Here is a 24,580-nt window from a genome sequence, read left to right on the forward strand (position 1 = left end):
CCGTAGTGACGGGCCATGCCCGTCAACTGACGAAGGCCATGCCCGTCAACCGCGGCAGCAGGGTCGCCCTGTCACCCGGCGCGCCGCTGCAGCCCGGTTTCGAACAGCACCTCGCCGTCCAGGTTGCGTGCGGCCAGGATCCCGCCATGCGCCCGGGCAAACTCATGGGCAATGAACAACCCCAGGCCCAGCCCACGGCTGTCGTGGAAGCTGGCCTTGAACGGTTCGAACAGCCGCGGCAGCAATGCCTCGGGAATCTGCCCGGCGTTGCGTACCTGCAGTCGCAGCGCATCGCCCTGCAGGCCGCGCACCGCGACCAGCACCGGCGCACTGCCGCCGTGCAGCACCGCATTGCCCACCAGGTTGGAGAGCAGCTGCGCCAGCCGGTCCGGATCGCCGTGCAGGCGCGTGTCGCCTTCCACCTGCAACTCGATCTGCGCCTGCGGATGGGCGCGGCCCATTTCGCTGACTACCGCTGCCGCCACTTCGGCCAGGTCGCACTCCACCTGCTGCAGGCGCAGGCCACCGCTGCGGATGCGCGAAAAGTCCAGCAGCTGCTCCACCATGCGCGCCATGCGCACGGCGCTGTTTTCCAGGTGTACCAGGGTCTGCTGCACCGACGGATCGCCCGGCACGTCCAGCGCCAGCTTGTCCGCGCACAGCAGGATGGCCGACAGCGGCGTGCGCAGGTCGTGGGTGAGCACCGCCATCATCGTTTCGTTCAAGGTCAGCGCATGCTCCAGCGCCTGGTTGCGCGCCTTCAGCAACTGCTTCTGCTGGTAAAGCTCGATGAACACATTGACCTTGCTCATGATCACCTGCGGCTCGATCGGCTTGTGCAGGAAATCCACCGCGCCGCTTTCATAGCCCTTGAACGCGCGCACCGGGTCGTTCGGCGAGGCGGTCAGGAAGATGATCGGCACGTCGCGGCTGCGCTGCGAACCGCGCATCAGTTCGGCCAGCGAGAACCCGTCGATCTCGGGCATGTGCACGTCCAGCAGCGCCAGCGCCACTTCATGCTCCAGCAGCAGTTCCAGCGCTTCGGCGCCGGAGGCGGCACACAGGATGTCCAGCCCGTCGCGGCGCAGCAGTGCCTCCATCGCCACCAGGTTCTGCGGCACGTCGTCGACGATCAGCAGGTTGACGCGTTCGGTGGCGGCCGTGGGGGTGGGCGCAATCAGGTTCATCGTGCAAGGCCTTTCATACGCGAACATAGGGATACAAGGGTCAGCACGGCATCAGCGCCGGCATGCGCCAGCGCTGCGGCCGGCATGATCGGGGAATAGGCATCGTCGGGACTCTGGATCCAGGCCTGGCCACCGGCGTGGCGTACCCGGGCAACGCCGACACTGCCATCGTTGCTGGCCCCGGTCAGCAGGATCGCCAGCACGCCGCTGCCGAACACATCGGCCGCGCTTTCGAACAGCGGGTCGATCGCCGGCCGCGAGAACAGCACCAGCGGATCCACCGACAGCGCCACGCTGTCACGATCTTCCACCAGCAGATGGTAATCCGGCGGCGCGAACGTCACCGTGCCGGGCAGCAGGGCCTGCTTGTCCTCGGCCTCGCGCACCGGCAGCGCGCAGCCGACGTCGAGCAGGCCGGCAATGCCGCTGGGGCGATCGCGCGGCAGGTGCAGCACCACCAGCACCGGCATCGGCAATTCGGCCGGCAACGCCGCCAGCAGCTGCTGCAGCGCGCTGACGCCGCCGGCCGAGGCGCCGACCACGATCAGTTCGATGGCGGGCTGCGAGGACTCGGCGTGCATCAGGCCAGCTTCCGGTACAGGCGCTGTTCGCGGGCGCAGGCCTCGAACGCATTCGCGTGCTCGCCAAACTGCAGCGACTCCTTGCTGCCCAGGCCAAGGAAACCGCGGTGCACCAGGGCCTCGAGGAACAGGCCGATGGCGCGGTCCTGCAGGGCGCGCTGGAAGTAGATCAGCACGTTCCGGCATGACACCAGGTGCACCTCGGAGAACACGGTGTCGGTGGCCAGGCTGTGGTCGGCGAACACGATATTGCGCTTGAGCCGGCGGTCGAACACCACGTTGCCATAGCCGGTGCTGTAGTAGTCCGACAGCGACGTGCTGCCACCGGCCTCCAGGTAGTTGCGGCTGAACTGGGCGATCCGGTCGATCGGGAACGCACCGGCCTCGGCTGCCGCCAGCGCCTCCGGGTTGATGTCGGTGGCGTAGATGATCGCGCGGTCCAGCAACCCCTCTTCGTGCAGCAGGATCGCCAGCGACCACACTTCTTCCCCGGTGCTGCAACCGGCGATCCACAATTTGATCGACGGATAGGTGCGCAGCACGGGAATGGCGTGCTCGCGCAGCATGCGGAAATACGCGGGGTCGCGGAACATCTCCGACACCTGCACGGTGAAGTACTGCATCGCCTGCGCGAACGTTTCCGGCTCGTGCAGCAGGCGGTGCTGCAGGGCGCCCATGCTGGGGCACTCGAACCGCGCCATCGCATGGCGCATGCGCCGCCGCAGCGACGCCAGCGCATAGTTGCGGAAGTCGTAGTGGTAGCGCTGGTACACCGCCTCCAGGAGCAGGCGCAGCTCCAGGTCGAACAGCTCGCTGTCGTTCATCGGCGCGAGCACCACACACGGCACAGCGATACCAGCTTGTCCACGTCGATCGGCTTGGCGATGTAGTCGTTGGCGCCGGCCTGCAGGCAGTGCTCGCGGTCGTCGGGCATGGCCTTGGCGGTCAGCGCGATGATCGGCAGGTCGCGCCAGCGGTTGTCGCTGCGGATCTCGCGCATCGCGGTCAGCCCGTCCATCTCCGGCATCATGATGTCCATCAGCACCAGGTCGATCTCCGGGCCCAGCCGATCCAGCGCCTCGCGGCCGTTGCGGGCAATCTCCAGCTTGACCCCCAGCGGCTCGAGCACGCTGGACAACGCGAAGATGTTGCGCACATCGTCCTCGGCCAGCAGCACGGTGCGCCCGTCCAGCACTGCATCGCGGCGGCGCGCTTCGCGCAGCAGGCGCTGCTGGTCGCTTGGCAGCGAGGCTTCCACGCTGTGCAGGAACAGGGTCACCTCGTCGAGCAGGCGCTCGGGGGAGCGTGCGCCCTTGATGATGATGCTCTTGGAATAACGGCGCAGGCGCTGCTCTTCGTCGCGGGTGAGTGCACGCCCGGTGTAGACGATCACCGGCGGGAAGCCCAGGGCCTCGTTGCCGGCCATGTGCTCCAGCAGGTCGTAGCCGGTGCCGTCGGGCAGTGCCAGGTCGGTCACCATGCAGTCGAAGGTGGAATTGGCCAGCTCGGCCATCGCCTCGGCGATGGTGCCGACCGCGGTGATCTCCAGCTGGTCGCGTCCCAGCAGAAGCTGCAGGTTGGACCGCAGCGCGCTGTCGTCCTCGACGATCAGCAGGCGGCGTACATCACGCTCGCTGGTCGCCTCCAGCTGCTGGATCGCCTCGACCAGGCGTTCGCGCGTGGCCGGCTTGATGACATAGCCGATCGCACCCAGCTCCATCGCCAGCTGCGAACGCTCCAGCCCGGAGACCACATGCACCGGGATGTGGCGCGTGGCCGGGTCGCGCTTCAGGCGCTCCAGCACGCTCAGGCCGGACACATCGGGCAGGCCGATGTCCAGCAGGATGCCGTTCGGTCGCAGCTCGGAGGCCAGCGCCAGCGCTTCCTCCGCGCTCTGCGCGACCACGCAGTCGAAGTCCAGCTCATGCGCCATGCCGACCAGGGCCTCGGCGAATGCGACGTCGTCCTCGACGACCAGGATCATGCGCCCCGCGCGGCTGCGGCGGCCGCGGTCGTCGGCCACGCGCGGGCCCTGCGCCACGGTCGGCGCGTCGTGACCGGTGCCGAACAGGGGTGTCGGCGCGGCCGGTTTGGCCGTGGGCGCCGGGCGCACATCGGGCGCGCTGGCCAGCGGCGCGGCGCTGGCGCCCGCCGCCAGCGGCAGGGTCAGGGTAAAGCAGCTGCCACGACCGGGCTCACTGGACACGGCGATATCGCCGCCCATGCGCGCGGCCAGGTCACGCGAGATCGACAAGCCCAGCCCGGTACCGCCATAGCGGCGACGGGTGCTGCCATCGGCCTGGCGGAAGGCTTCGAAGATCACCTCGGTCTGCGCCTGGGCGATGCCGATCCCGGTATCGGTCACGGCGAACTGGATGCGCCCTGCCCGGTCGCCGCGCACGACCAGCGACACGCTGCCATGCTCGGTGAACTTGACCGCATTGGCCAGCAGGTTCTTCAGGATCTGCTGCAGGCGCTGGCCGTCGGCGACCAGCTGGGTGGGCGCATCGTCCTCGGCCCGGATCTCCAGCAGCAGGCCCTTCTGGGCGGCCAGCGGCTCGAAGGTTTCCTTCAGGCGCTGCAGCACGCTGGACACCGCCAGGTTTTCCTCGGCCAGCTCGACATGCCCGGCTTCGATCCGCGACAGGTCAAGGATGTCGTTGATCAGCGCCAGCAGGTCGTTGTTGGAGGAGTGGATGGCCTGCGCATACTTGACCTGTTCGGCGGTCAGCGTGCCGTCCTTGTTGTCGGCCAGCAGCTTGGCCAGGATCAGCGCGCTGTTGAGCGGCGTGCGCAGCTCGTGCGACATGTTGGCCAGGAACTCGGATTTGTAGCGCGAGCTCGCCTCCAGCTCGCGGCTGTTCTGCACCAGCTGGCCCTGTGCCACCAGCAGCGCCTGCTGGCGCGCTTCCAGCTCGTGGGTGCGCTCTTCCAGCTGCACATTGGTCTGTTCCAGCTCGGCCTGCTGCTGTTCCAGGTTGGCCTGCGAGTGCAGCAGGCTGCGGCTCTGCTCTTCCAGTTCCTCATTGGCCACCCGCAGCTCTTCCTGCTGGGTCTGCAGTTCTTCGCTCTGGCGCTGGGTTTCTTCCAGCAGCTCCACCAGCTGCGCGCGCAGCAGCGCGGTGCGCAGGGCCATGCCGACCGGCTCGGCGCACTGCAGCAGCAGGTCCAGTTCCAGCGAACGGGCCGGCGACACGCCCGCACGGCCAAGTTCGATCAGACCGACCACCACGCCATCGGCCGTGATCGGACCCAGCAGACGCTGGTGAACGGGCGTGCGGCCCAACGCGGTCTCGATTTCCAGCGCGCTCCCGCTTTCTTCCAGCCGGCGCGGCTCGCCGCCGCGCAGCACCTCGCCCCACTGCCCGGCCTGCGCCGGCAGGCTGTCGGCGAGTCCGGGCGGCAACGCCGCGCCGCCCACCAGGACCAGGCGCTCGCCCTGCAGCCGGTACAGCGCGCCCACATCCGCATTCAGGCGCGCGCACAACGAGCGCATGGCCGCATCGGCCAAGGTGCCGGGCTCGGGGTCGCCGCGCAGGCTCACGGTGACGTCGTTCTCGCCCTCCTGCAGCCACAGCGCGTCGGCAGCGGTACGCCGCGCCTGGATCGCCTTGACCACGGTCAGCGCCATCAGCACGAACGCGACCCCGCCGATGCTGCGGTTGACGAACGAAAATGCAGAATTGGTGCTGGCCGGTGCAAGGTTGTAGCCCACCACCAGCAGCACGCACGAACCCAGCGCCACCAGGATCGGCGCTTCCAGGCGCCGCTGGAACAGGGTGATCCCCACCGCCATGAAATAGGTCAGCCACACCGCGTAGCCCAACGGCACCACCAGCTCCAGGCCGATGGTCAGGCCCATCAGCCCAGCCGAGGCCAGCCATATCCAGCGGTCGCGGGCAGTCGGCGCAGCATTCATCCAGACGGTTCCAACGCAAAAAGGGGTTCGATGGTAACCGAACAGTGAATGCGTGCGATATCCGCCAGTTGGCGACGTATCCAACCACGTTCTTGACACTATCTTCACACCATCGCTTCTAGGGTTCAGCCCCTTACCGGGGGAGTATCGTCATCGCCGTGGTCCAGGCAATCACCGACATCGCGCCGTTTGCTGATGATCGCCTGCAGTTGCAGTTGTTGATCGATCACGTCTCCGACCACGCGATCTACATGCTCGACGCACACGGCTGCATCCGCAGCTGGAACCGCGGCTGCGAACGCGTCAAGGGCTATACCGCCGAAGAAGCACTGGGCCAGCATGTCGGGCTGTTCTACGGCAGTGATGACCGCGCCAACGGCGTGCCGCAGCAGACCCTGGCGCAGGCCGGGAGCCAAGGCCGTTTCGTGGGCGAAGGCTGGCGGGTGCGCCGCAGCGGCGAGCGGTTCCGTGCCAGCGAGGTCATCGAAGCGGTCCGCCAGGACGGCGCCCTGCTCGGCTTCGTCAAGGTCACCCAGGACATTACCGAGCGCTACCAGGCCCAGCGGCTGCTGCAGGATGCCCAGCGCGCACGTGAACAGCTTCAGCAGTTCGAAGGCGTGGGTCGCCTGACCCGCGGGCTGGCGCATGAGTTCAACAACCTGCTGACCACCATCGGCACCGCGCTGGACCTGATCGCGATGGCGCCGGTCGCCGACGCCCGTACCCGCGAGCTGGCGGAGCTGGCCCAGGCAGCGGCCGACCGGGGCTCGCTGCTGACCCGCCAGTTGCTTGCGTTCTCGGCCGACCAGACCCTCATTCGCGAGCCCCTGCAGGTTGCCCGCCTGCTGCAGGACGAACTGCACTCGCTGCAGCGCGCCTGCCCGGCCAACATTCTTCTGCGTACGGAAGTGCCTTTCGACCTACCTCGAATCAGCACCGATGGCGTACAGTTGCACACTGCGGTGCTGAACCTGCTGCTGAACAGCTGCGAGGCGATGCCGTCGGGCGGGACCATCACGCTCAGCGCCCAGGTCGAAGAACGCCTCGCCCCGGACCTGGCGACGCCTACCCAGCGCCGTTACGTTGCCATTACGGTTACCGACGCAGGCAGTGGCATGCCGCCGGAGGTCGCCGAGCGTGCAAGCGAGCCGTTCTTCACCACCAAGGAGGTGGGCAAGGGCAGCGGACTCGGCCTGAGCCAGGTGTTCGGGTTCGTGTCCCAGTGCGATGGCTTCGTCGACGTCCAGACCGCCCCGGGACGCGGCACCACGGTCCGTTTGTTGTTACCTGCCCTTGAGGAACCCGCACATGTCTGAGCCCCTCCGCGTATTGATGGTCGAAGACCAGGAGCAGCTGCGCGAACTCATCGGCATGGCGTTGAGGGACTTCGGGATCGACGTTCACACCGCCAACGACGGCCCCGATGCGTTGCGCGTCATTGATGAAACCGGCGATTTCCATGTCGTGTTCAGTGACATCAACATGCCCAACAACATGACCGGGCTGGAATTGAGCGAGCACGTGGCCGAACGTCTGCCCAATGCGCGGATGATCCTGGCCTCCGGGTTTGCGCGCTCGCAGCTGCCAGCGCTGCCGGACCACGTCACCTTCATTCCAAAGCCCTACCGTCTGCGCCAGCTCGTGGATCTTCTTCGCGGTACCGTCCCGGCGGGGTGACCCGCATCGGCGTGAACGCTTCATCCCTGAACGGAATACTTCACACCAACTCTGCAACTGCGGCGGGATAGTACCTGTGTATTCCGAATGACAGGACGCACCGGATGCTCGACCGCAGCCAGGATCTTGAACGTGTCGCGCTGATCGAAGCGCTGAATGTGATGGATCCAGCCTTGGGCCGTTCGCTTGACCCGATCACCGAACTGGCGGCCTTCACCTTCGGCACGCCGATCGCGCTGATCTCGATTGTCGATGCGGACTCGCAGCGCTTCATTTCGCGGGTCGGGTTGAGCCTGGAGCGCACCGATCGGCACCATTCCATCTGCTCGTGCGCGCTGCAGTCCACCGGGATCCTGCAGATCAGCGACCTGCGCGAAGACCCCCGCTTCCACGACAATCCGCTCGTTTCGGGTTCCGAGCGCATGCGTTTCTATGCGGGGGCACCGCTGGTGACCCGCAACGGCATCGCGCTGGGCACGCTGTGCCTGATGGACCGCGCACCCAGGCAGTTGTCCGCCGAGGAGCAGCGCCAGTTGCAGACCCTGGCGCGGATCGTGGTGAACCAGATGGAGCTGACCATGTCGGTGGGCCGCCGCGAGCCGATCAGCGGCCTGCCGAACCGCCAGCAGTTCCAGGCCGACCTGAGCGTGCTTAGCCGCCGCGATGGCGCCAGCCGCTACACTGGCGTGCTGCTGGATGTGTTCGACCTGCAAAGTGCCAACGACGCCGGCCAGGCACTGGGCCTGAAGCCGGTGGAATCGCTGCTGCGCCAGGCCGCACTTCGCGTGCAGGAAGTGGTGCAGGACAGCGTGCAGGTGTATCACGTGGCCTCTACCTGCTTTGCGTTCGTGCTGCGCGACCACGCGCATGACCAGTCCGAGGCACTGATGGGTCGGCTGCGCGAACGCATGCGACGCCCGCTGATGGTGGGCAGCATTCCGATGTCGCCGCAGTTCCATGCCGGGCTGTGCGATTTCCACGCCGATCCGGACGAAGCCAACGACCTGTTGCGCAAATGCATGGTGGCGCTGAACCATGCCCTGCACACCGATGCCTGCCTGTGCTGGTACTCGGCCGACCGCGATGCACACCTGCGCCGCCGCTACCGGCTGGCGTCGGACGCGGCGCGTGGGCTGGCGCAGGACCAGTTCAGCCTGGTCTACCAGCCACGCTACGATCTCGGCACCGGCGAGCCGGTCTCGGCCGAGGCGCTGCTGCGCTGGACCCACCCCATGCTGGGTCCGATCAGTCCCGGCGAGTTCATTCCGGTGCTGGAATGCACGGCGCTCATGCCCGCCCTCAGCCAATGGGTCATCGAACACGCCTTTGAGCAGGCCGCGCGTTGGCAGCGACTGCTGCCGGGCTTCGCACTGTCGCTCAACCTGTCGCCGCGCGATTTCGACAACGAGCAGTTGTGGGCCGGCATGGGCAACCGCCTGCAGCTGCACGGCCTCGCCGCGTCACAGATCGAAGTGGAAATCACCGAAGGGCAGTGGCTGCACAGCCACCCCGCCGCCCTGCCCCAGCTGCGCGCGATGGCCGCTGCCGGGGTGCGCATCGCCATCGACGATTTCGGCAGCGGCTACAGCAACTTCGGGTACCTGAGCGAAGTGCCGATCAGCCACATCAAGGTCGACCAGAGCCTGGTCACCGGGCTGGCCAAATCCCGCACCGCGCGCCTGAAGGTGGAAGCCATCATCAAGCTCGCTCACCAGCTGGGCTATCGCACCGTTGCCGAAGGCGTCGAACACGAGGCCGAGCTTTCGCTGCTGCGCTTGTGGAACTGCAACGAGGCACAGGGGTACTACCTGGCGCGGCCGATGAGTGCTGAAGCCGTCACGCAGCTGGTACTGGCCTGCCGCGCCGGTCCGCCTGAAGAATTCGACGCGGACTGAGCGCTCTGCGTGATCCGTGACCGGTCACCCGACGTCCGGTTGTGGTGCGCTGCTAGCATGGCCTGACCGCGTACCGTGCTGCCGCCCTTTGTCTTCACCGCGCAGCCACTCGCCACCACCCGGCTGGAGTGCAGTCTTGAATCGATTGACCCTGTTCTTCCTGTCCGCCGTCCTGATGACGGCCTGCAACCGTTCGGAGCCTGCCATGAGCCGCGACCTGTCCACCGCCGAAGCCGATGTCGCCGCCGGCGGCCGTGGGCTGGCCGCCCTCAACCCCGCACCGGTCAAGGCGTACCAGGTCACCCTGCGCATCCACGGTGCTCCGGGCACTTTCCAGCACGTCCGTGGCAGCGCCCAGTACGACGTGATCAATGAAGACCAGTGCGGGCATATCGAACCGGCTACCGGAACGCCCTCGCGCATCACCAGCCAGGAGCCGCTGGAGCTGACCCGGATCTCCGACGAGGAATACCAGGGCACCCTCTACCTGGACCGGATGCAGGATCAGGACTACTACGGGCGCGGCCTTTGCCGCTGGGAATTCACTGGGGCCGGCGCCCTGCTCAAGGCCACCGGCGCGCACGAAGAGACGCGCTTCCTGACGTTCATGGATGCGCCGGAGCTGGTGGCCGGGAAGACGTATACGCGGTATTACCCGCTTCGCGATTATCCGCGTGCGGGCCAGATCGATAATGATCCCTCGCTTCCTGCGATCGCGGACTATGCGGCCCGAGGGCGCGAGCAGCGAACTGAGTATGCCCCGAACCTGCAGGACCAGCTCTTCTCGATCCAGATATCTGCCGTCGAAATAAAGCCATGACAATTACAAGTCAGGACTATGCAGCGCTGGCAAACGATGCATACGTTGATCGCAGAGTAGGCCGAAGGGAGCCCGGCCAGGAAGAACGTATCTATTTGAATGGCCAACAGTACAAAATTCTGGAGCATGTTGACGACCAACGCACCGGTTATCAGGGAACCGTCTATCAACGCGCAAATACCAACGAAGTTGTCATAGCTCATAGGGGCACGGAGCAGCTCATCAGGGACGGGGTCGCAACTGATGCCCTAATGATATCCGCACGGAGCAATCCACAAGCTGGCCAAGCCATCGCGCTCGTCGGTCGCACGATGATCGAAGCGAGACGATTCGGTAATGAATCCGGGATACCCACGCCCGACGTCACTGTCACCGGCCATTCGCTGGGCGGCTCACTCGCCCAGATCACCGCCCACCATTACGGGCTGAAGGGCGAGACCTTCAACGCCTATGGCGCAGTGAGCCTCTCCGGGCACCGCATTCCGGAAGGCGGGCACAGCGTGGTCAATCACGTGATGGCCGCCGACGCAGTCAGCGCGGCCTCGCCGCATTTTGGCGAAGTGCGGGTGTATGCCAGGCAGTACGAGATCGACACCTTGTCTCAGGCGCACTACAGCAACAGCGCGCTCAACGTCCTGATTCCGGATTACCCCATCACCGCCGCAGCCGCGTCTGTGGATTCCCACAAGATGGGCCAGTTCATCGGCGATGAATCCGTCCTGCTGATGGGCAGCGCCCGGCAGTTGGCCGCCGCCAATGCGCGGATGATTCACGAGTACCGCAGCGATATCGACGGCTTGCGCACGGGCGCTACCGTCATCTCGCGCGGCGTTCCCGGCGGCGTGATCGATGCCTACGACAAACTGCGGGGGCCGCTTGAGCCGGGCGAGCCGGCGCGCCGCCACACCGGCCAGGACAACCCTGATCGCGACGGCGCGCGCATGGACGAACCGGGCCACCCCGGCTACTCGCTGTTCAAGGACGCCCAGCGCGGCGTGCACGCGCAGGACGCCCGGGTGGGCCGGACCCCGGACCATGCCAGCGACCAGCTGGCCGGCAGCCTGGCCACCCGGATGCATGCCGCCGGCGGAAGTCGCATTGATGCCGTCCTGATGAGCAACGACGCGGAGCGCACGTTCGCAGTGCAGGGCCGGGTTGATGACCCTGCCCACCTGCGTGTCGCGGTCGATACCGTTCCTGCGATGAACACGCCACTGGAAGAGAGCAGTCGTGCCTTGCAGGCTGCGGCCAGCCAGCAGGCAGAACAGCGGAGCCTGCAACTTGCGGAAACCCAGGCTGTCTTCCGGGGCATGTCGGCGTGATCGTGATCGTGACCACGCACACGCAACCTCCCTCTGACGCGCTGCTGGCATGACCTGACCGCGCACCGTAGTGCTGCCCTTTGTCTTCACCGCGCAGCCACTCGCGCCACCACCCGGCTGGAGTGCCGTCTTGAATCGATTGACCCTGTTCTGCCTGTCCGCCGTCCTGATGACGGCCTGCAACCGTTCGGAGCCTGCCATGAGTCGCGACCTGTCCACCGCCGAAGCCGATGTCGCCGCCGGCGGCCGTGGGCTGGCCGCCCTCAACCCCGCACCGGTCAAGGCGTACCAGGTCACCCTGCGCATCCACGGTGCTCCGGGCACTTTCCAGCACGTCCGTGGCAGCGCCCAGTACGACGTGATCAATGAAGACCAGTGCGGGCATATCGAACCGGCTACCGGAACGCCCTCGCGCATCACCAGCCAGGAGCCGCTGGAGCTGACCCGGATCTCCGACGAGGAATACCAGGGCACCCTCTACCTGGACCGGATGCAGGATCAGGACTACTACGGGCGCGGCCTTTGCCGCTGGGAATTCACTGGGGCCGGCGCCCTGCTCAAGGCCACCGGCGCGCACGAAGAGACGCGCTTCCTGACGTTCATGGATGCGCCGGAGCTTGTGGCCGGGAAGACGTATACGCGGTATTACCCTCAGGATGACTACCCGCGCGTAAAGCCCATCGAGGACCATCCAGACCTTGAAATTCCCGACAACTACCCGTCGAGCGGTGAGGTTGATCCACAGGAATTCGCGCCCAAGCTGCAGGGTAGGTTCTTCTCAATCTCAATCAGCGCGGCAAGAGTTGAGCCGTGACAATCACCTCTGACGCGCTGCGAGCATGACTTGACCGCGCACCGTACTGCCGCCTTTTGTCTTCACCGCGCAGCCACTCGCGCGACCACCCGGCTGGAGTGCCGTCTTGAATCGATTGACCCTGTTCTGCCTGTCCGCCGTACTGATGACGGCCTGCAACCGTTCGGAGCCTGCCACGAGCCGCGACCTGTCCACCGCCGAAGCCGATATCGCCGCCGGCGGCCGTGGGCTGGCCACCCTCAACCCCGCACCGGTCAAGGCGTACCAGGTCACCCTGCGCATCCACGGTGCCCCGGGCACTTTCCAGCACGTCCGTGGCAGTGCCCAGTACGACGTGATCAATGAAGAACAGTGCGGGCATATCGAACCGGCCACCGGAACGCCCTCGCGCATCACCAGCCAGGAGCCGCTGGAGCTGACCCGGATCTCCGACGAGGAATACCAGGGCACCCTCTACCTGGACCGGATGCAGGATCAGGACTACTACGGGCGCGGCCTTTGCCGCTGGGAATTCACTGGGGCCGGCGCCCTGCTCAAGGCCACCGGCGCGCACGAAGAGACGCGCTTCCTGACGTTCATGGATGCGCCGGAGCTCGTGGCCGGGAAGACGTATACGCGGTATTACCCGCTGCGAGATTATCCGCGTGCAGGTCCCATCGATGGCGCGGATATCCCCGCCATCGATGATTACGCCTCCAGCGGCGAAGACGACCCGACGGAATACAGGCCTGGCTTGCGGGACGCGCTCTTCTCAATATCGATCACGGCGGTTGAGAAATCCCCGTGACAATGACCAGCCAGGACTACGCAGCGCTAGCCGATGATGCCTACAAAGATAGAGTCGTCGGCCGACGGATCCCTGGTCAGGAAGAAAACGTCCATCTCAATCGGCATCAATACAAGATCCGTGAACATGAAAGCGATCCGCGAACCGGCTATCAAGGCACCCTATATCAACGCGTTGACTCCAAGGAACTCATCGTCGCCCATCGCGGTACGGCCGAGATCATCAAGGATGGCATGCTCACCGACGCAGCGATGGTGCTGGCTCGCAGCAATCCCCAGGCGGCGCAGGCGATCGCCCTGACCGGGCGTGCCATGGATGAGGGGAAGCGCCTGAGCGACAACGTTGGCCACGATATCCCAGTGACGGTCGCCGGCCATTCGCTGGGCGGTTCACTCGCCCAGATCACCGCCCACCATTACGGGCTGAAGGGCGAAACCTTCAACGCCTATGGTGCAGTGAGCCTCTCCAGGCACCGCATTCCGCAAGGCGGGCACAGCGTGGTCAATCACGTGATGGCCGCCGACGCAGTCAGCGCGGCCTCGCCGCATTCTGGCGAAGTGCGGGTGTATGCCAGGCAGCACGAGATCGACACCTTGTCTCAGGCGCACTACAGCAACAGCGCGCTCAACGTCCTGATTCCGGGTTACCCCATCACCGCCGCAGCCGCGTCTGTGGATTCCCACAAGATGGGCCAGTTCATCGGCGATGAATCCGTCCTGCTGATGGGCAGCGCCCGGCAGCTGGCCGCCGCCAATGCGCGGATGATTCACGAGTACCGCAGCGATATCGACGGCTTTCGCACGGGCGCTACCGTCATCTCGCGCGGCGTTCCCGGCGGCGTGATCGATGCCTACGACAAACTGCGGGGGCCGCTTGAGCCGGGCGAGCCGGCGCGCCGCCACACCGGCCAGGACAACCCTGATCGCGACGGCGCGCGCATGGACGATCCGGGCCACCCCGGCTACTCGCTGTTCAAGGACGCCCAGCGCGGCGTGCACGCGCAGGACGCCCGGGTGGGCCGGACCCCGGACCATGCCAGCGACCAGCTGGCCGGCAGCCTGGCCACCCGGATGCATGCCGCCGGCGGAAGTCGCATTGATGCCGTCCTGATGAGCAACGACGCGGAGCGCACGTTCGCAGTGCAGGGCCGGGTTGATGACCCTGCCCACCTGCGCGTCGCGGTCGATACCGTTCCTGCGATGAACACGCCGCTGGAACAGAGCAGTCGTGCCTTGCAGGCCGCTGCCGAGCGTGAGCAGGCCTCGGCACGCAGCATGACGGCCTGACAGGCCCTCCAGGCCGCCGTGGCCTTAAAATGGCCCGACACCCACCCGACGACGGTTTCGCATGTCCGATCTGACTCCCCTGCCCGCCCTGCCACCTGGCCTATACCGTCATTTCAAGGGCGGCAACTACCAAGTGCTGGACGTGGTCCGGCACAGCGAGACGCTGGAGCCAATGGTCCTCTACCGGCCCCTGGATGAGGATCTGGGACTGTGGGTACGACCCTACGAAATGTTCTGTGCGCAGGTAGAAGCTGACGGGGTCCTGCGCCGCCGATTTGAACGGGTCAGCGCTGACTGATCGTCCACGCCGCTCATTTGATTTTCAACGCCTGCTCCAGAAGCACCGTCTGCATGATGTCGGAGACGGCGTCCGCGGTCGGGTCGCCCTGCAGTGCAGCCCGCGCAATGACGTTCTGTCGCGATCGCATGACCGCGATGTAGGCATCGTACGCCTGCATGCGCGTGGACCACTGCTGGGCCGTCAGGTTGAGGTGGTTGGTCAGCCTCGCCGTATCGCTTTGGGTCGCCTGCACGCCGCCAGTGGTGTTGTTGCTGTCCACGCGGGCCTGGAAAATGTCGTGCATTGCGGTTTCAGCGTCATCGATCGTGCGCTCCAGGAAGGTCACCGTTTCGTTGAACTTGCGGTTCTGCATCATCTGAATGTTCACGCAGATCTGCCGCTGCTGGGCCTCCCTCTCCTTCCTTTCTTCCCTTCGGGCGAAGCGCAGGGGCGTCACTGCGCTCTGCATCCGAAGATCTGCGGCGCCCTTTCCACAGGCTTCCACGACCAGATAGTCCGGCGCCACCTTCTCCAGCGTCGCCCCCGGTGGCAGGCCGATCGAAAAGCGCAGCGGGTCGAAGATCGCGCGCACACTGTTGATCTGTGCCTGCACTTCCTTCCAGCGTTTCGCTTCCTTGGCGTATTGGACGGTGTCGTCCAGCCAGGCGCGGAGATCGCCGATGATCGAGGTGATGTCAATGACCGGCGCACCTGCATTGGCGGCGGGAGCAGCCAGCAGCGCCGCGATCAGCAGGCGCGCGGCGATGTGCCGTCCCAGGGCGGAGAGCCGACCCTTTTCTCTTTTCCCCTTCAATGCCCGCACTGCCCGCTCCAGATCGATCGTGATGTGGGACGCCACCATGCGCTGTGTGCGATGCGATGGGAATTTGATTGTTTGACTCGAATTCCGGCTTTTGGTTGATGGGGCCTAACGCGGCTTGGGATGCTTTGCCACGCAGGGCGTGGCACTACGTCACGGCGTCAAATGTAGGAAAATACCTATACGCTGGCCTGGCCTGCGCCGCTATTGTGGGAGGACGATTCTCATGCCCGCGCCTGCGTGGCACCACTGTCCGGGAAAACACATGAAACGTATGCTGCTGGACCCCTTGCGTGCCCGCGGGATGCTGGCTCTCGCCCTCATCATGGTTGGCACGGCAGGCGCACAGGATGCCCCCGCCGGATTGCCGCCGCCGGGCACCATGAGCGCGCAGATGCCGGAAGGTGTCGAGATGTTCTTCAGCATGGCGGTAAGCGACGCCGACCAGCAGGTCAGCCAGAACATGGGCATGAGCGCGGCGGAGGCACGCATCCGTTCGCTTCAGGAATGCAACGGCAAGCACAAGGGCTGCGTCGAGCTGGTGACCTTCCCCCTGCGCAACCACTGCATGGGCATCGCCGTGGACAAGAAGGCCAAGCCGAATGTCCGCGCCCTGTTCGTCAACGTGGCGGAGAGTACCAAGACCAAGCCCGGCGAACTCGCGGCGAAGTCGCTGGAACAATGCAAGGCTGGCGGTGGCGCAAAGTGCGAGTCGCAGAATGACTACTGCTTCTAACCTCGTCACCATGCTGCTGGCAGCCGCCCTGCTGCTGGCGGCACCGGCCATGGCGCAGAACAGTGCCCAGGCCGAGCAGCAGCGGCATGCGCAGGCCGTGCACAACTACGAAGGCTGGATGCGCAACCAGGCGGCGGGAACCTACGTGAACCAGGCGGAGGCTGCCGCAGCCGCGCAGATCGCCGCCAATATCCGCGCCGCCGAGAAGGCCAGGATCCGCAAGGATGCCATCCGCGACTGGTGGGGCGTGGTGGTGGTCAGCACCGACGACGGTTCCTGGAACGTCGTGCTCAACGAGCAGGACAAGGGCGAGGCCATGCTGGATGCCATGCGCCAGTGCAAAGGAACCTGTTCGCCGGTGCTCACGTTCGCCAATGCGTGCATGGCGCCGGCCTACAGCCAGCAGGGCGGTATGTACTGGGGCCAGGGTGAGAGCCGCGAAACCGCCGGTGCCGCGGCAACGAGCGCCTGCAGCGCGGCCGGCGGTGCGCAGTGCCAGAGCCCGTCGCAGGAAGCGTTCTGCTCCGGCTGGAAGTACGCCTACCGCGCGGTCGACCGCTTCCTGCACCGCGCGGACCTGACCGCACGCGGAGACGTGGCCACGGCCAAGCTGATCCCCTTCCCCGGCGCGCAGGAATATCTGGCCAAACCGCCCGCCAAGCGCGGCACCTCCACAGCGATGAAGGCAGTGAATACCGACATGCCTGCGGACCCCAACCGTTCCTACGCCGGAGTGATGGTGGAGCGGCGCGCCGAGGGCATGACACGTATGGCCCGCCCTTGGACCGCTATTGCCACCGGCACCGGCGCGAACGCCTATGCGGTGCATTGGGGACTGAACCAGCAGGACGCCAGCGATACCGCGCTGAGCAAATGCGGCGGCGGCGATTGCAAGGTACTGGTGGCCGTGCCGCACGGCGAGTGCGCAGCGGCCATCCGCCTGCGCGGCACGGACGGACGCAACATCAGCTTCGGCGGTCGTGGCAAGACCAAGGACGTGGCCGACGAAGCAGCGCTGACCGACTGCATCGGCGCCGGCGCCAAGGTCTGCCCGATCGTCTTCAGCGAATGCATGCAGTGACGCGGTAAGCGTCACTGCGGGCGGTCAGTAGCCCGCCGTCAGAAGGCCTTGAATTCGGACATGCTGCAAGCTGAGTAAACAATTTCGCAGGACGCGCCGCGAGAGCCGCAGCGGTCCTGCGCCATCTTGGATGCTTTTGATAGAGTCTCAGCACCAACCACACTGGACGTCGTAGCTCCGCGCGCCCGTTCGCTTGCGATTGGATCCGCGATGGCCACGCATTGATTGTGGTAGGCAATTCGAATCTTGCATTCCAGGCCACCGCCGCGCTTGCATTCGTCCAAGGCAACGCTAGTGGCGAGTTTCTTTGAAGGCTGTGATACGGAGACCCCGGTCGCGGTAGGCGCATCTGGCCCCGAAGAACCGCGACCTTCAGCCACTGCTCCCCACCGCGTTTCCCACTTCCCAGCAGGTCGAGGCGCAGATGAAGCCGCGCCGCTCGAACCCGTCTGTATTGGTGCACAGCCCTGTACGCCTTGTCCGCCAACAGGATACTGACCTGGAGGGCAAGCGCCTTCTGCGCAGGCAATCGCCGGCACAAGAAAGGACGCTACGATCAGAAACTGCCAGCGATACACCAGGTAAACCTCTCTTTTTCCATGTTTTTGAATCCGTCAAAATGCCTTGAACTCAGAAGGACTACACTCTGAGTACACAATACTGCATTGTCGGCCCGCTGCCTCGGACTCGCAGCGACTGAGGGCGCGTGACCGGGCCAGCTCAACGGTTTTTTCGGCGGACGCGATCGTCTGAGTAGCACCTCCACGCCGCGATTCCTCGGTTGGATCCGCAAGGGCGACGCACTGGTTGTAGTACGTAATCCGTGGCTTGCATCTTTTGCCACCCATCTCTTCGCACACCATAGTCGCCGCGGCAATCGCTTCTCTCTTCGATTTGCGAGACACGGCTGTGCCCGTAGCCAGATTTGAAGACGTGTTGTCCTCAACGACCGCGCCCCAACGGGTTTCCCATTTACCTGTAGGACGCGGGGCTGCGACGGAACCGCCCGTGCCGCCCTGCGAAATAGGCGCACATCCCACGACCCCCTGTCCGCCGACAGGATACTGACCTGGGGGGCAAGCCCCCTCCGCCAACGCAATCGTTGGAGCCAGAAGGAATGCTGAAAGTAATGCAGCGCGCATAAGGGCCTCACTCAACCAACCGACATAGAAAAATATACTTACTCTCCACGATTCGCGGCGCCCATCCTGCCAGTGTCAGGTGTCGCCGCGCTCTGTGCATACCCTACGCTTCTAGCCATTTCCTGCCGCGGATTGCTTGAAGACGCCTGCTCATGACTCCCTGAATTCTGCGCCTGCTGCGGCACATAAGAACCCGGCGGTTGTCCCTGCAGGCTGCCGCATCATCCGCGGCTTTCCCGGGGTGTCGCAATTCAAAACGCTATGTCCCTGCGTGGACATCACCACTCGATGCTCGCATCGCGCAGAGCAATATCGACGAATCAAGAAGGCATCCCATGACCGCGTCATCAATTGCGGGACCCGTCGCGTTCAGAAGAATCTGAACTCAGACATGCTACAGCCCGAATAGACGACAGAACATGATCTGCCTACGCTCGCCTTAGAGCACTGCGCAACCGCGAGAGCCTCCGCTTGTCTCTTTGTCTCAGCCGTGCCTGCCGCTGACCTACCTGCGGGCGCACTTCCAGCCAATGTGGGGTCGGCGAGAGCGGCACATTGGTTGTGGTAAGTGACCAAGATTCTGCATTTATCCCCCCCCAGCCGCTGACATTGGTCCATTGCTGATGACACAGCCTCCCTCTTGGACCGCTTCGACTCAGAGATACCCGTGGGAACTTGAACTCCCGGAGCAAGAACCGAACTCTCTACAGCAATTCCCCCCAGCGGTCCTCCCATTTTCCTGCAGGACGCGGTGCGGAGGAACTGCCATTGGAATTGCCTTGCCCGGAAATGGGAGCACAGCCCTGTACACCCTGGCCGCCAATCGGGTAATGCCCCGGTGGGCACCCACCTTCGCCCCAAGCGATCACCGGAAACATCGTTAACACCAGGAAAAGTCGAATCTTCATAGTAGGTTCTCTGCAGAGCTCCTTGCAGGACAGGGATCGGGGTCACCGTGTCTCGGCATTGCCGAATCTTCCCGTCGTATTTAGATCAGGCGAAGGTGAACCAGTTGAGACAGCCATAGTGCGCGTACCCTGGACTGAGGTTTGGTCAATTGGTGCCGAGTTACTCGTGCTAACGGTCTGCCGCGGCACATAAGAACCCGGCGGTTGTCCCTGCGGGCCCGGTTGCGCCGCAGGGCTACCGCCGATCTGGGACTATGCCATGCAGCTGCCGAGGGTGCCCTGGAGGAAACTCCCGATTCGGGCTTAGTGAACTTCCTTCAGAACGATTTGAACTCAGACATGCTGCAAGCCGTGTACGTCACCGTGCAGTCATTGCCCCGTCCACCCGCACGACACTCCGACAGCGCCACCTCCTTTGCCTTATCGATCGTAGCCCCGCCCGCTAGCGAGGACGTGAGTCCGGCAGGAATTCTGCCCCCGACCGGAACTGGGTCGGCAAGTGCGACACATTGATTGTGATACGCCATTCGCAGTTCGCACCGAATTCCACCTTCCTTTCTACATTGCTCGGTCGCCAACTGCACAGCGGCACGCTTGGATTTCTGGGAAACCGACGCACCAGTCGCCACAGGAACGTTTGGCCGGGGAGCCTGGTCTTCGACCAATGCACCCCACCTCGTCTCCCATTTTCCAGATGGCTTCGGAGCAACCGGCGCTCCCGAAGCCCCTTGCCCTGGTATCGGCGCGCAGCCTTGAGCGCCCTGCCCCCCGATTGGGTACATGCCCGGAGGACAGTTTCCCTCCGCCATTACCGAAAAGGGGACAAGAAGAGCCAGCGCTGTGATCAACCGTTTGTTCATTGAAAATCTCCCAGATCCAGAAAGCTTCGAACAGATGCAATGTTATCGATCAGCTTTTCCGAACTTTCCAGCTCCAACTGCAGCCGCATCTTGGTGACCGGCCGCCTGCGATACATTGCGCGGAACAGTGCTCTGCATCTGCTGATTAGCCACTGGATTACTATTGTCCACCGTCTGCTGCGGCACATAAGAACCTGGAGGCTGGCCCTGCGGGCCAGGTTGCGCTGCAGGGCTGCCGCCTATCTCGGAATATGCCATGAAGCTGCCGAGGATGCCCCGGAAAAAGAACGCGGCCATTAGAGGCGCAGTCAGAATCAGGGTGGTCAGGATCAGGCCCATGCCGCCCTGCTGCATGGCCTGGCTGGTAAGGCCTTCACTGGATGCGCCGTCGAGCAGGAACCTGTCGAACGCGGCGCGTGCCCAGAACGCAATGGACACGCGGATCACCATGCTGGAAGTACGCCCAGCGTGCCGTCCACCGCTTCCTGCACCGCGCCGACCTGACCGCGCGCGGAGACGTGGTCGCGGCCAAGCTGATCCCCTTCGCCGGCGCACAGGAATACCTGGCCAAACCGCCCGCCAGGCGCGGCATCTCCACCGCGTTGAAGGCGGTGAACACCGACATACCTGCGGACCCCAATCGCTCTTACGCCGGGGTGATGACGGCGGCGCGCCGAAGGCATGAAGCGCACGGCCCAACCCTGGACCGCCATTGCCACCGGCACCGCTGCGAATGCCTATGCGGTGCATTGAGGACTGAACCAGCAGGACGCCAACCGCCCTGAGCAGATGCGGCGGCGGCAACTGCAAGGTGTTGGTGGCCGTTCCGCACGGTGGGTGCGCAGCCGCCACCCGCCTTCGCGGCGCGGAAGGCCGCAGCGTCAGCTTCGGTGGTCGTGGCAAGACCAAGGAAGTGGCCGAAGAAGCAGCACTGACCGACTGCATCGGCGCCGACGCCAAGGTCTGCCCGATCTTCTTCAGCGAATGAGCGAATGCATCCAGTGACACGGTAAGCGTCACTGCGGGCGGTCAAAAGCCCGCCGTCAGAAGGACTTGAACTCGGACATACTGCAAGCCGAGTACGCAAGCGAGCATTGATCTGCACCACTTATGGAGCAGCGCCGAATCGCTTCAGTCTTGGCTTGGCTTAGCGTCTCGGCTCTGTAGATCACGGATTTTCCGCCTTTACCGCCCTGACCACCTTGACCGCCTTGACCGCCTTGACCGCCTTGACCGCGTGATTTTGGATCAGCAATGGCGACGCATTGGTTGTTATAGGTGAGAACAACCCGACAGGATTGGCCACCCAACTTTTCGCACTGCTGGAGTGCCGCTGACTGGGCTTCACGCTTTGATCGCTGCGACTCGGAGGCACCGGTTGCGCCCGCGACACCCCGCTCATTTGCACTCACATCCTCGGCGATGGCACCCCACCTCGTCTCCCACTTTCCGGTGGGACGCGCCGCAGACGAAGATGCGCCAGGACTGCCCCCTGAGATGGGAGCGCACCCTTGGACACCTTGCCCGCCTATAGGGTACTGGCCCGGCGGGCAGCCCCCCTCTGCGAAGGCCGCCAAAGGCATCAAGCAAACAAGGAAAACGAGCAATAGCCTCACGTCGACCCCTTCATTCTAATAGCTTTACGGTCGTTCATCATCGTCACGGTCAAGCCGTGGGGGCACCTCCACCGCGATGAAGCCAGTGAATACCGACATGCCTGCGGACCCCAACCGTTCCTACGCCGGAGTGATGATGGAGCGGCGCGCCGAGGGCGTGACGCGTATCGCCCGCCCCTGGACCGCTATTGCCACCGGCACCAGCGCGAACGCCTATGACACGTTAAGCGTCACTGCAGGCGGTCAGTAGTCCGCCGTCAGAACGCCTTGAATTCGGACATGCTGCAAGCCGAGTAGGAAATCACGCAACTCGTCCCGTTGTTCGCGGCCCTGCAGTCGCGAAGACCATTTTCCTGGGCCAGCTGAAGCGTCTCGGCTCTCGCGGCGATGGAAACTCCGCCGGTAATGTTTCCTGCTGTAGTACCAGGATCTGCAACGGCAGCGCACTGATTGTGGTAGGCAAGTCGAACGACGCACTTGTTACCGCCTTGCAGTCTGCACTGCTCAACAGCAAGCGATGACGCTTCACGCTTGGACCTCTGAGAGACCGCCGCTCCCGTTGCCAAGGCGGCACCCGGCGTGGGGGCCTTATCTTCAGCGATCGCGCCCCAGCGTGTCTCCCACTTCCCTGCTGGGCGCGGTGCTGCCGGGGCCGCTGACCCACTTCCTGACCCGGGAATGGGAGCACATCCTTTTACTCCCTGTCCACCGACAGGGTACTGCCCCGGAGGGCAACCTCCTTCCGAGTGCGCGTATCCGGAAGGAAGCAGCATCAGTGAAACAAGAAATAGTTTACGCATTCGACTTCTCCAGACTCCTGACCTCAACCAGAGCTCGTAGGGCAATTAGCGGGTTCCAGCATTGCCAAGTCTTCCGGGACCAACAGTTCCACCATCAGATCCACCGGCCTCGGCGGTAGTTCTCATCACAGGCTGCACAGCTTGCCCAACCTGTTCTGATGTCCTATCTACGTTTTGGGACGGGACATATGATCCCGGTGGTTGCCCTTGCGGGCCCGGTTGCGCTGCGGGGCTGCCGCCTATCTGGGAATATGCCATGAAGCTGCCGAGGGTTCCCTGGAAGAAGAACGCGGCCATTGGGGGCGCAGTCAGAATCAGGGTGGTGAGGATCAGGCCCATGCCGCCCTGCTGCATGGCCTGGCTGGTGAGGCCTTCACTGGAGGCGCCGTCTAGCAGGAACCTGTCGAACGCGGCGCGGGCCCAGAACGCAACGGACACGCGGATGATCATGTCCAGCGCGATCGAGACCATCGCTGCGAGGACCGCCATCGAGAACATCGTGCCCAAGCCATATAGCAGCCATTTCTGGAACAGCGCCTTGGTCTGGTCGAACAGCAGGCAGAGGATGAACAGTGGCCCGAAGCCGACGAACAGTGCCAGCGCAATCTGGTAGAGCAGCAGCATCGAACCGGCAACCACGGCGGGACCGCCGGTGCCCATGCCGATGAACAGCTGTGCCTGGGTCTTCTCGCTGCTGATGCTGGGATCGTCGATCACCTTGATCGCGTCCACGCTGGACAGGGCCACCTGCATCCATGCCAAGGCTTCGTCGATCTGCTCCTCCGGCGCCTTGTTCTTGCCGGTGACCACAGCCGAAATCGCGCCCTTTACATCGTCCACCAGGAAGTCCTGGATCTTCGTGCCGAACATGGCCATGCTCGTCGCCACGCTGACGATGAGTGCCGCCCGGGCCATGTTGGTCACCAACGCCATCATGGAATCGCGGCTCTGTCCGGTGATGATGCGATACCCCTGGATCAACACCCACAGGGTCATCAGGACCAGTGCAATGCCACCGACCCAGGTCATCATGTGGTTCAACAGGTCCAGGCCGAACTTGTTGATCCGGTCGGACAGGTAATCCAGGATCAGGCGGAAGAAAACGAAGTCGCCGACCGAGATACGCGATGCGTACCCAAGCAGGTCCTGCAGGCCTCCGGGGAGGTCAAAGTGTGCGATCGATGCGAGCTTCATTTCCATGGTCCTTTGGTATTCCAACGTGCCACGCCCGTGGCACAGCGTCTTGCGGGACTCGCCAACGTCAATCGACGCTCAGCGCACCCTTCAGCGCAACGGTCTGCACGATGTCGCCGATGAACTTGTTCTTCGGGTTGCCTTTCAGCGCCGTCCTGGCCAGTGCGTTCTGGTTCGATTCCATGGTTGCGATGTACGCGTCATACGACTGCATCCGCGTCGCCCACTGCTGGGCCATCGTGTTGAGCTGGTTGCTCAGGCGGGCGCTGTCGCTGTCTGCCGACTGCACGCCGCCCACTTTGCTGGTCCCGGCACGCGCAAGGAAATTCTCCAGCATCGCTTCCTGGGCCTGCTTGATGGTCTTGTCCAGGAAGTCCACCGAGTCGTTGAACTTGCGGTTCTGCATCATGCGGATGTTCACGCAGATCTGTTGCTGCTGCGACTTGATGTCGCCCGACTCGATGCCGGCCAGGCTCATCGCCGTGCGCAGGTTGAAGCCCATGGCTTCCTGGCCGCAGGTCTCGGCCACCAGGTACTTCGGATCCACCTTCTTGAGCGGCTCGCCCATCGGCAGGTCGATGACGAAGTTCATCGCGTCCATGATCGCGCGGACGTCATCGATCTGCTGCTTGATCTCATTCCAACGCAGGGCTTCCTTGCCATACTCGATGGTGTCGTCGATCCAGCTCTTGATGTCCTGGAAGATGGAGGTGACGTCGATCACCGGGTAGCCACCGGCCTGGGCGCTCGGGGCACCCACCAGCAGCGCACCTGCCAGTACCGTCGCCGCCATGCGTCGATGCAGCGGTCGTTTGGCCACGCGGCCAGCCTTCTGATGGGTCTTCATTGCAGTCT

Annotated in this window: 27 protein-coding genes; 13 read left to right on the top strand and 14 right to left on the bottom strand. The window is 64.3% G+C overall.

The features are described 5' to 3' along the window. Positions 1-71: 71 nt before the first annotated feature. The 4 genes from ACIGII_RS06195 to ACIGII_RS06210 are packed head-to-tail and all read right to left on the bottom strand — an operon-like array spanning position 72 to position 5,687. Positions 72-1,187, bottom strand: a complete 1,116-nt coding sequence (locus tag ACIGII_RS06195) for a response regulator (RefSeq protein WP_399634339.1) — start codon at positions 1,185-1,187, stop codon at positions 72-74. Next, positions 1,184-1,768: a chemotaxis protein CheB gene (locus ACIGII_RS06200; protein ID WP_399634337.1), complete on the bottom strand. Its 585-nt coding sequence runs from the start codon at positions 1,766-1,768 to the stop codon at positions 1,184-1,186. Before ACIGII_RS06200 ends, ACIGII_RS06195 begins: the two co-directional genes overlap by 4 nt. Next, entirely contained in the window at positions 1,768-2,616 is an 849-nt protein-coding gene (locus tag ACIGII_RS06205) for a CheR family methyltransferase (protein ID WP_399634336.1), read from the bottom strand. The genes ACIGII_RS06200 and ACIGII_RS06205 overlap by 1 nt, the downstream gene beginning before the upstream one ends. Continuing rightward, on the bottom strand, positions 2,589-5,687 hold the full coding sequence (locus tag ACIGII_RS06210) for a response regulator (RefSeq protein WP_399634334.1): 3,099 nt from the start codon (positions 5,685-5,687) through the stop codon (positions 2,589-2,591). The genes ACIGII_RS06205 and ACIGII_RS06210 overlap by 28 nt, the downstream gene beginning before the upstream one ends. 158 nt (positions 5,688-5,845) lie before the next feature. Between ACIGII_RS06210 and ACIGII_RS06215 the strand changes: the two genes are divergently transcribed. The 9 genes from ACIGII_RS06215 to ACIGII_RS06255 all read left to right on the top strand — a co-directional run bounded on the left by ACIGII_RS06215 (position 5,846) and on the right by ACIGII_RS06255 (position 14,586). Continuing rightward, positions 5,846-7,003 carry a nitrogen regulation protein NR(II) gene (locus ACIGII_RS06215; protein WP_399634333.1) on the top strand — a complete coding sequence of 386 codons (1,158 nt, stop codon included), beginning with the start codon at positions 5,846-5,848 and terminating at the stop codon, positions 7,001-7,003. Beyond that, positions 6,996-7,364, top strand: a complete 369-nt coding sequence (locus tag ACIGII_RS06220; RefSeq protein ID WP_399634331.1) for a response regulator — start codon at positions 6,996-6,998, stop codon at positions 7,362-7,364. The genes ACIGII_RS06215 and ACIGII_RS06220 overlap by 8 nt, the downstream gene beginning before the upstream one ends. A 104-nt stretch (positions 7,365-7,468) precedes the next feature. Beyond that, on the top strand, positions 7,469-9,259 hold the full coding sequence (locus tag ACIGII_RS06225; RefSeq protein ID WP_399634330.1) for an EAL domain-containing protein: 1,791 nt from the start codon (positions 7,469-7,471) through the stop codon (positions 9,257-9,259). Between the two features lie 205 nt (positions 9,260-9,464). Then, positions 9,465-10,079 (top strand): hypothetical protein, encoded by a 615-nt coding sequence (locus tag ACIGII_RS06230; protein WP_399634329.1) that lies wholly within the window; start codon positions 9,465-9,467, stop codon positions 10,077-10,079. Continuing rightward, the gene (locus ACIGII_RS06235) at positions 10,076-11,401 is read left to right on the top strand and encodes an XVIPCD domain-containing protein (RefSeq protein ID WP_399634327.1); all 1,326 of its coding nucleotides are present in this window, start codon (positions 10,076-10,078) and stop codon (positions 11,399-11,401) included. The genes ACIGII_RS06230 and ACIGII_RS06235 overlap by 4 nt, the downstream gene beginning before the upstream one ends. A 130-nt stretch (positions 11,402-11,531) precedes the next feature. Then, positions 11,532-12,215, top strand: a complete 684-nt coding sequence (locus tag ACIGII_RS06240) for a hypothetical protein (protein WP_399634325.1) — start codon at positions 11,532-11,534, stop codon at positions 12,213-12,215. Positions 12,216-12,321: 106 nt separating this feature from the next. Further along, a complete protein-coding gene (locus ACIGII_RS06245) occupies positions 12,322-13,002 on the top strand; it encodes a hypothetical protein (protein ID WP_399634323.1) in 681 nt (226 codons plus the stop codon). Beyond that, a complete protein-coding gene (locus tag ACIGII_RS06250) occupies positions 12,999-14,288 on the top strand; it encodes an XVIPCD domain-containing protein (protein WP_399634322.1) in 1,290 nt (429 codons plus the stop codon). The genes ACIGII_RS06245 and ACIGII_RS06250 overlap by 4 nt, the downstream gene beginning before the upstream one ends. A gap of 61 nt (positions 14,289-14,349) precedes the next feature. Continuing rightward, positions 14,350-14,586: a DUF1653 domain-containing protein gene (locus ACIGII_RS06255; RefSeq protein WP_399634320.1), complete on the top strand. Its 237-nt coding sequence runs from the start codon at positions 14,350-14,352 to the stop codon at positions 14,584-14,586. Between the two features lie 13 nt (positions 14,587-14,599). On the opposite strand, the gene ACIGII_RS06260 is transcribed toward ACIGII_RS06255, so the two are convergent. After that, complete coding sequence (locus ACIGII_RS06260; RefSeq protein ID WP_399634318.1) at positions 14,600-15,427, bottom strand: hypothetical protein; 828 nt, start codon at positions 15,425-15,427, stop codon at positions 14,600-14,602. 226 nt (positions 15,428-15,653) lie between these two features. On the opposite strand from ACIGII_RS06260, the gene ACIGII_RS06265 reads away from it, so the two are divergent. Both ACIGII_RS06265 and ACIGII_RS06270 read left to right on the top strand, forming a co-directional pair. Next, complete coding sequence (locus ACIGII_RS06265) at positions 15,654-16,124, top strand: DUF4189 domain-containing protein (RefSeq protein ID WP_399634316.1); 471 nt, start codon at positions 15,654-15,656, stop codon at positions 16,122-16,124. Continuing rightward, a complete protein-coding gene (locus ACIGII_RS06270; RefSeq protein WP_399634314.1) occupies positions 16,108-17,205 on the top strand; it encodes a DUF4189 domain-containing protein in 1,098 nt (365 codons plus the stop codon). The genes ACIGII_RS06265 and ACIGII_RS06270 overlap by 17 nt, the downstream gene beginning before the upstream one ends. A 38-nt stretch (positions 17,206-17,243) precedes the next feature. On the opposite strand, the gene ACIGII_RS06275 is transcribed toward ACIGII_RS06270, so the two are convergent. From ACIGII_RS06275 to ACIGII_RS06295, 5 genes are all read right to left on the bottom strand, one after another. Continuing rightward, on the bottom strand, positions 17,244-17,783 hold the full coding sequence (locus ACIGII_RS06275; RefSeq protein WP_399657451.1) for a DUF4189 domain-containing protein: 540 nt from the start codon (positions 17,781-17,783) through the stop codon (positions 17,244-17,246). Positions 17,784-17,819: 36 nt separating this feature from the next. Next, positions 17,820-18,347, bottom strand: coding sequence for a DUF4189 domain-containing protein (locus tag ACIGII_RS06280; protein WP_399634310.1), 528 nt, complete (start codon positions 18,345-18,347; stop codon positions 17,820-17,822). Between the two features lie 369 nt (positions 18,348-18,716). Beyond that, the gene (locus ACIGII_RS06285; protein WP_399634308.1) at positions 18,717-19,082 is read right to left on the bottom strand and encodes a DUF4189 domain-containing protein; all 366 of its coding nucleotides are present in this window, start codon (positions 19,080-19,082) and stop codon (positions 18,717-18,719) included. 490 nt (positions 19,083-19,572) lie between these two features. Next, positions 19,573-20,115: a DUF4189 domain-containing protein gene (locus ACIGII_RS06290; protein WP_399657454.1), complete on the bottom strand. Its 543-nt coding sequence runs from the start codon at positions 20,113-20,115 to the stop codon at positions 19,573-19,575. 42 nt (positions 20,116-20,157) lie between these two features. Next, entirely contained in the window at positions 20,158-20,553 is a 396-nt protein-coding gene (locus tag ACIGII_RS06295) for a hypothetical protein (RefSeq protein WP_399634307.1), read from the bottom strand. Positions 20,554-20,896: 343 nt separating this feature from the next. On the opposite strand from ACIGII_RS06295, the gene ACIGII_RS06300 reads away from it, so the two are divergent. Next, positions 20,897-21,103 carry a hypothetical protein gene (locus ACIGII_RS06300; RefSeq protein ID WP_399634682.1) on the top strand — a complete coding sequence of 69 codons (207 nt, stop codon included), beginning with the start codon at positions 20,897-20,899 and terminating at the stop codon, positions 21,101-21,103. Between the two features lie 55 nt (positions 21,104-21,158). Here ACIGII_RS06300 and ACIGII_RS06305 read toward each other — a convergent pair whose 3' ends face one another. Further along, the gene (locus tag ACIGII_RS06305) at positions 21,159-21,698 is read right to left on the bottom strand and encodes a DUF4189 domain-containing protein (RefSeq protein WP_399634680.1); all 540 of its coding nucleotides are present in this window, start codon (positions 21,696-21,698) and stop codon (positions 21,159-21,161) included. A gap of 118 nt (positions 21,699-21,816) precedes the next feature. Between ACIGII_RS06305 and ACIGII_RS06310 the strand changes: the two genes are divergently transcribed. Further along, positions 21,817-21,981: a hypothetical protein gene (locus ACIGII_RS06310; RefSeq protein WP_399634305.1), complete on the top strand. Its 165-nt coding sequence runs from the start codon at positions 21,817-21,819 to the stop codon at positions 21,979-21,981. A gap of 7 nt (positions 21,982-21,988) precedes the next feature. On the opposite strand, the gene ACIGII_RS06315 is transcribed toward ACIGII_RS06310, so the two are convergent. From ACIGII_RS06315 to ACIGII_RS06325, 3 genes are all read right to left on the bottom strand, one after another. After that, positions 21,989-22,531 (bottom strand): DUF4189 domain-containing protein, encoded by a 543-nt coding sequence (locus tag ACIGII_RS06315; protein ID WP_399657458.1) that lies wholly within the window; start codon positions 22,529-22,531, stop codon positions 21,989-21,991. A gap of 45 nt (positions 22,532-22,576) precedes the next feature. After that, positions 22,577-23,725 carry a type IV secretion system protein gene (locus ACIGII_RS06320; protein WP_399634303.1) on the bottom strand — a complete coding sequence of 383 codons (1,149 nt, stop codon included), beginning with the start codon at positions 23,723-23,725 and terminating at the stop codon, positions 22,577-22,579. A 67-nt stretch (positions 23,726-23,792) separates the two neighbouring features. Then, complete coding sequence (locus ACIGII_RS06325) at positions 23,793-24,572, bottom strand: hypothetical protein (RefSeq protein ID WP_399634301.1); 780 nt, start codon at positions 24,570-24,572, stop codon at positions 23,793-23,795. Positions 24,573-24,580: the final 8 nt, after the last annotated feature.

This window comes from Stenotrophomonas sp. NPDC077420, from assembly GCF_044543385.1.
Classification (GTDB): Bacteria; Pseudomonadota; Gammaproteobacteria; order Xanthomonadales; family Xanthomonadaceae; genus Stenotrophomonas.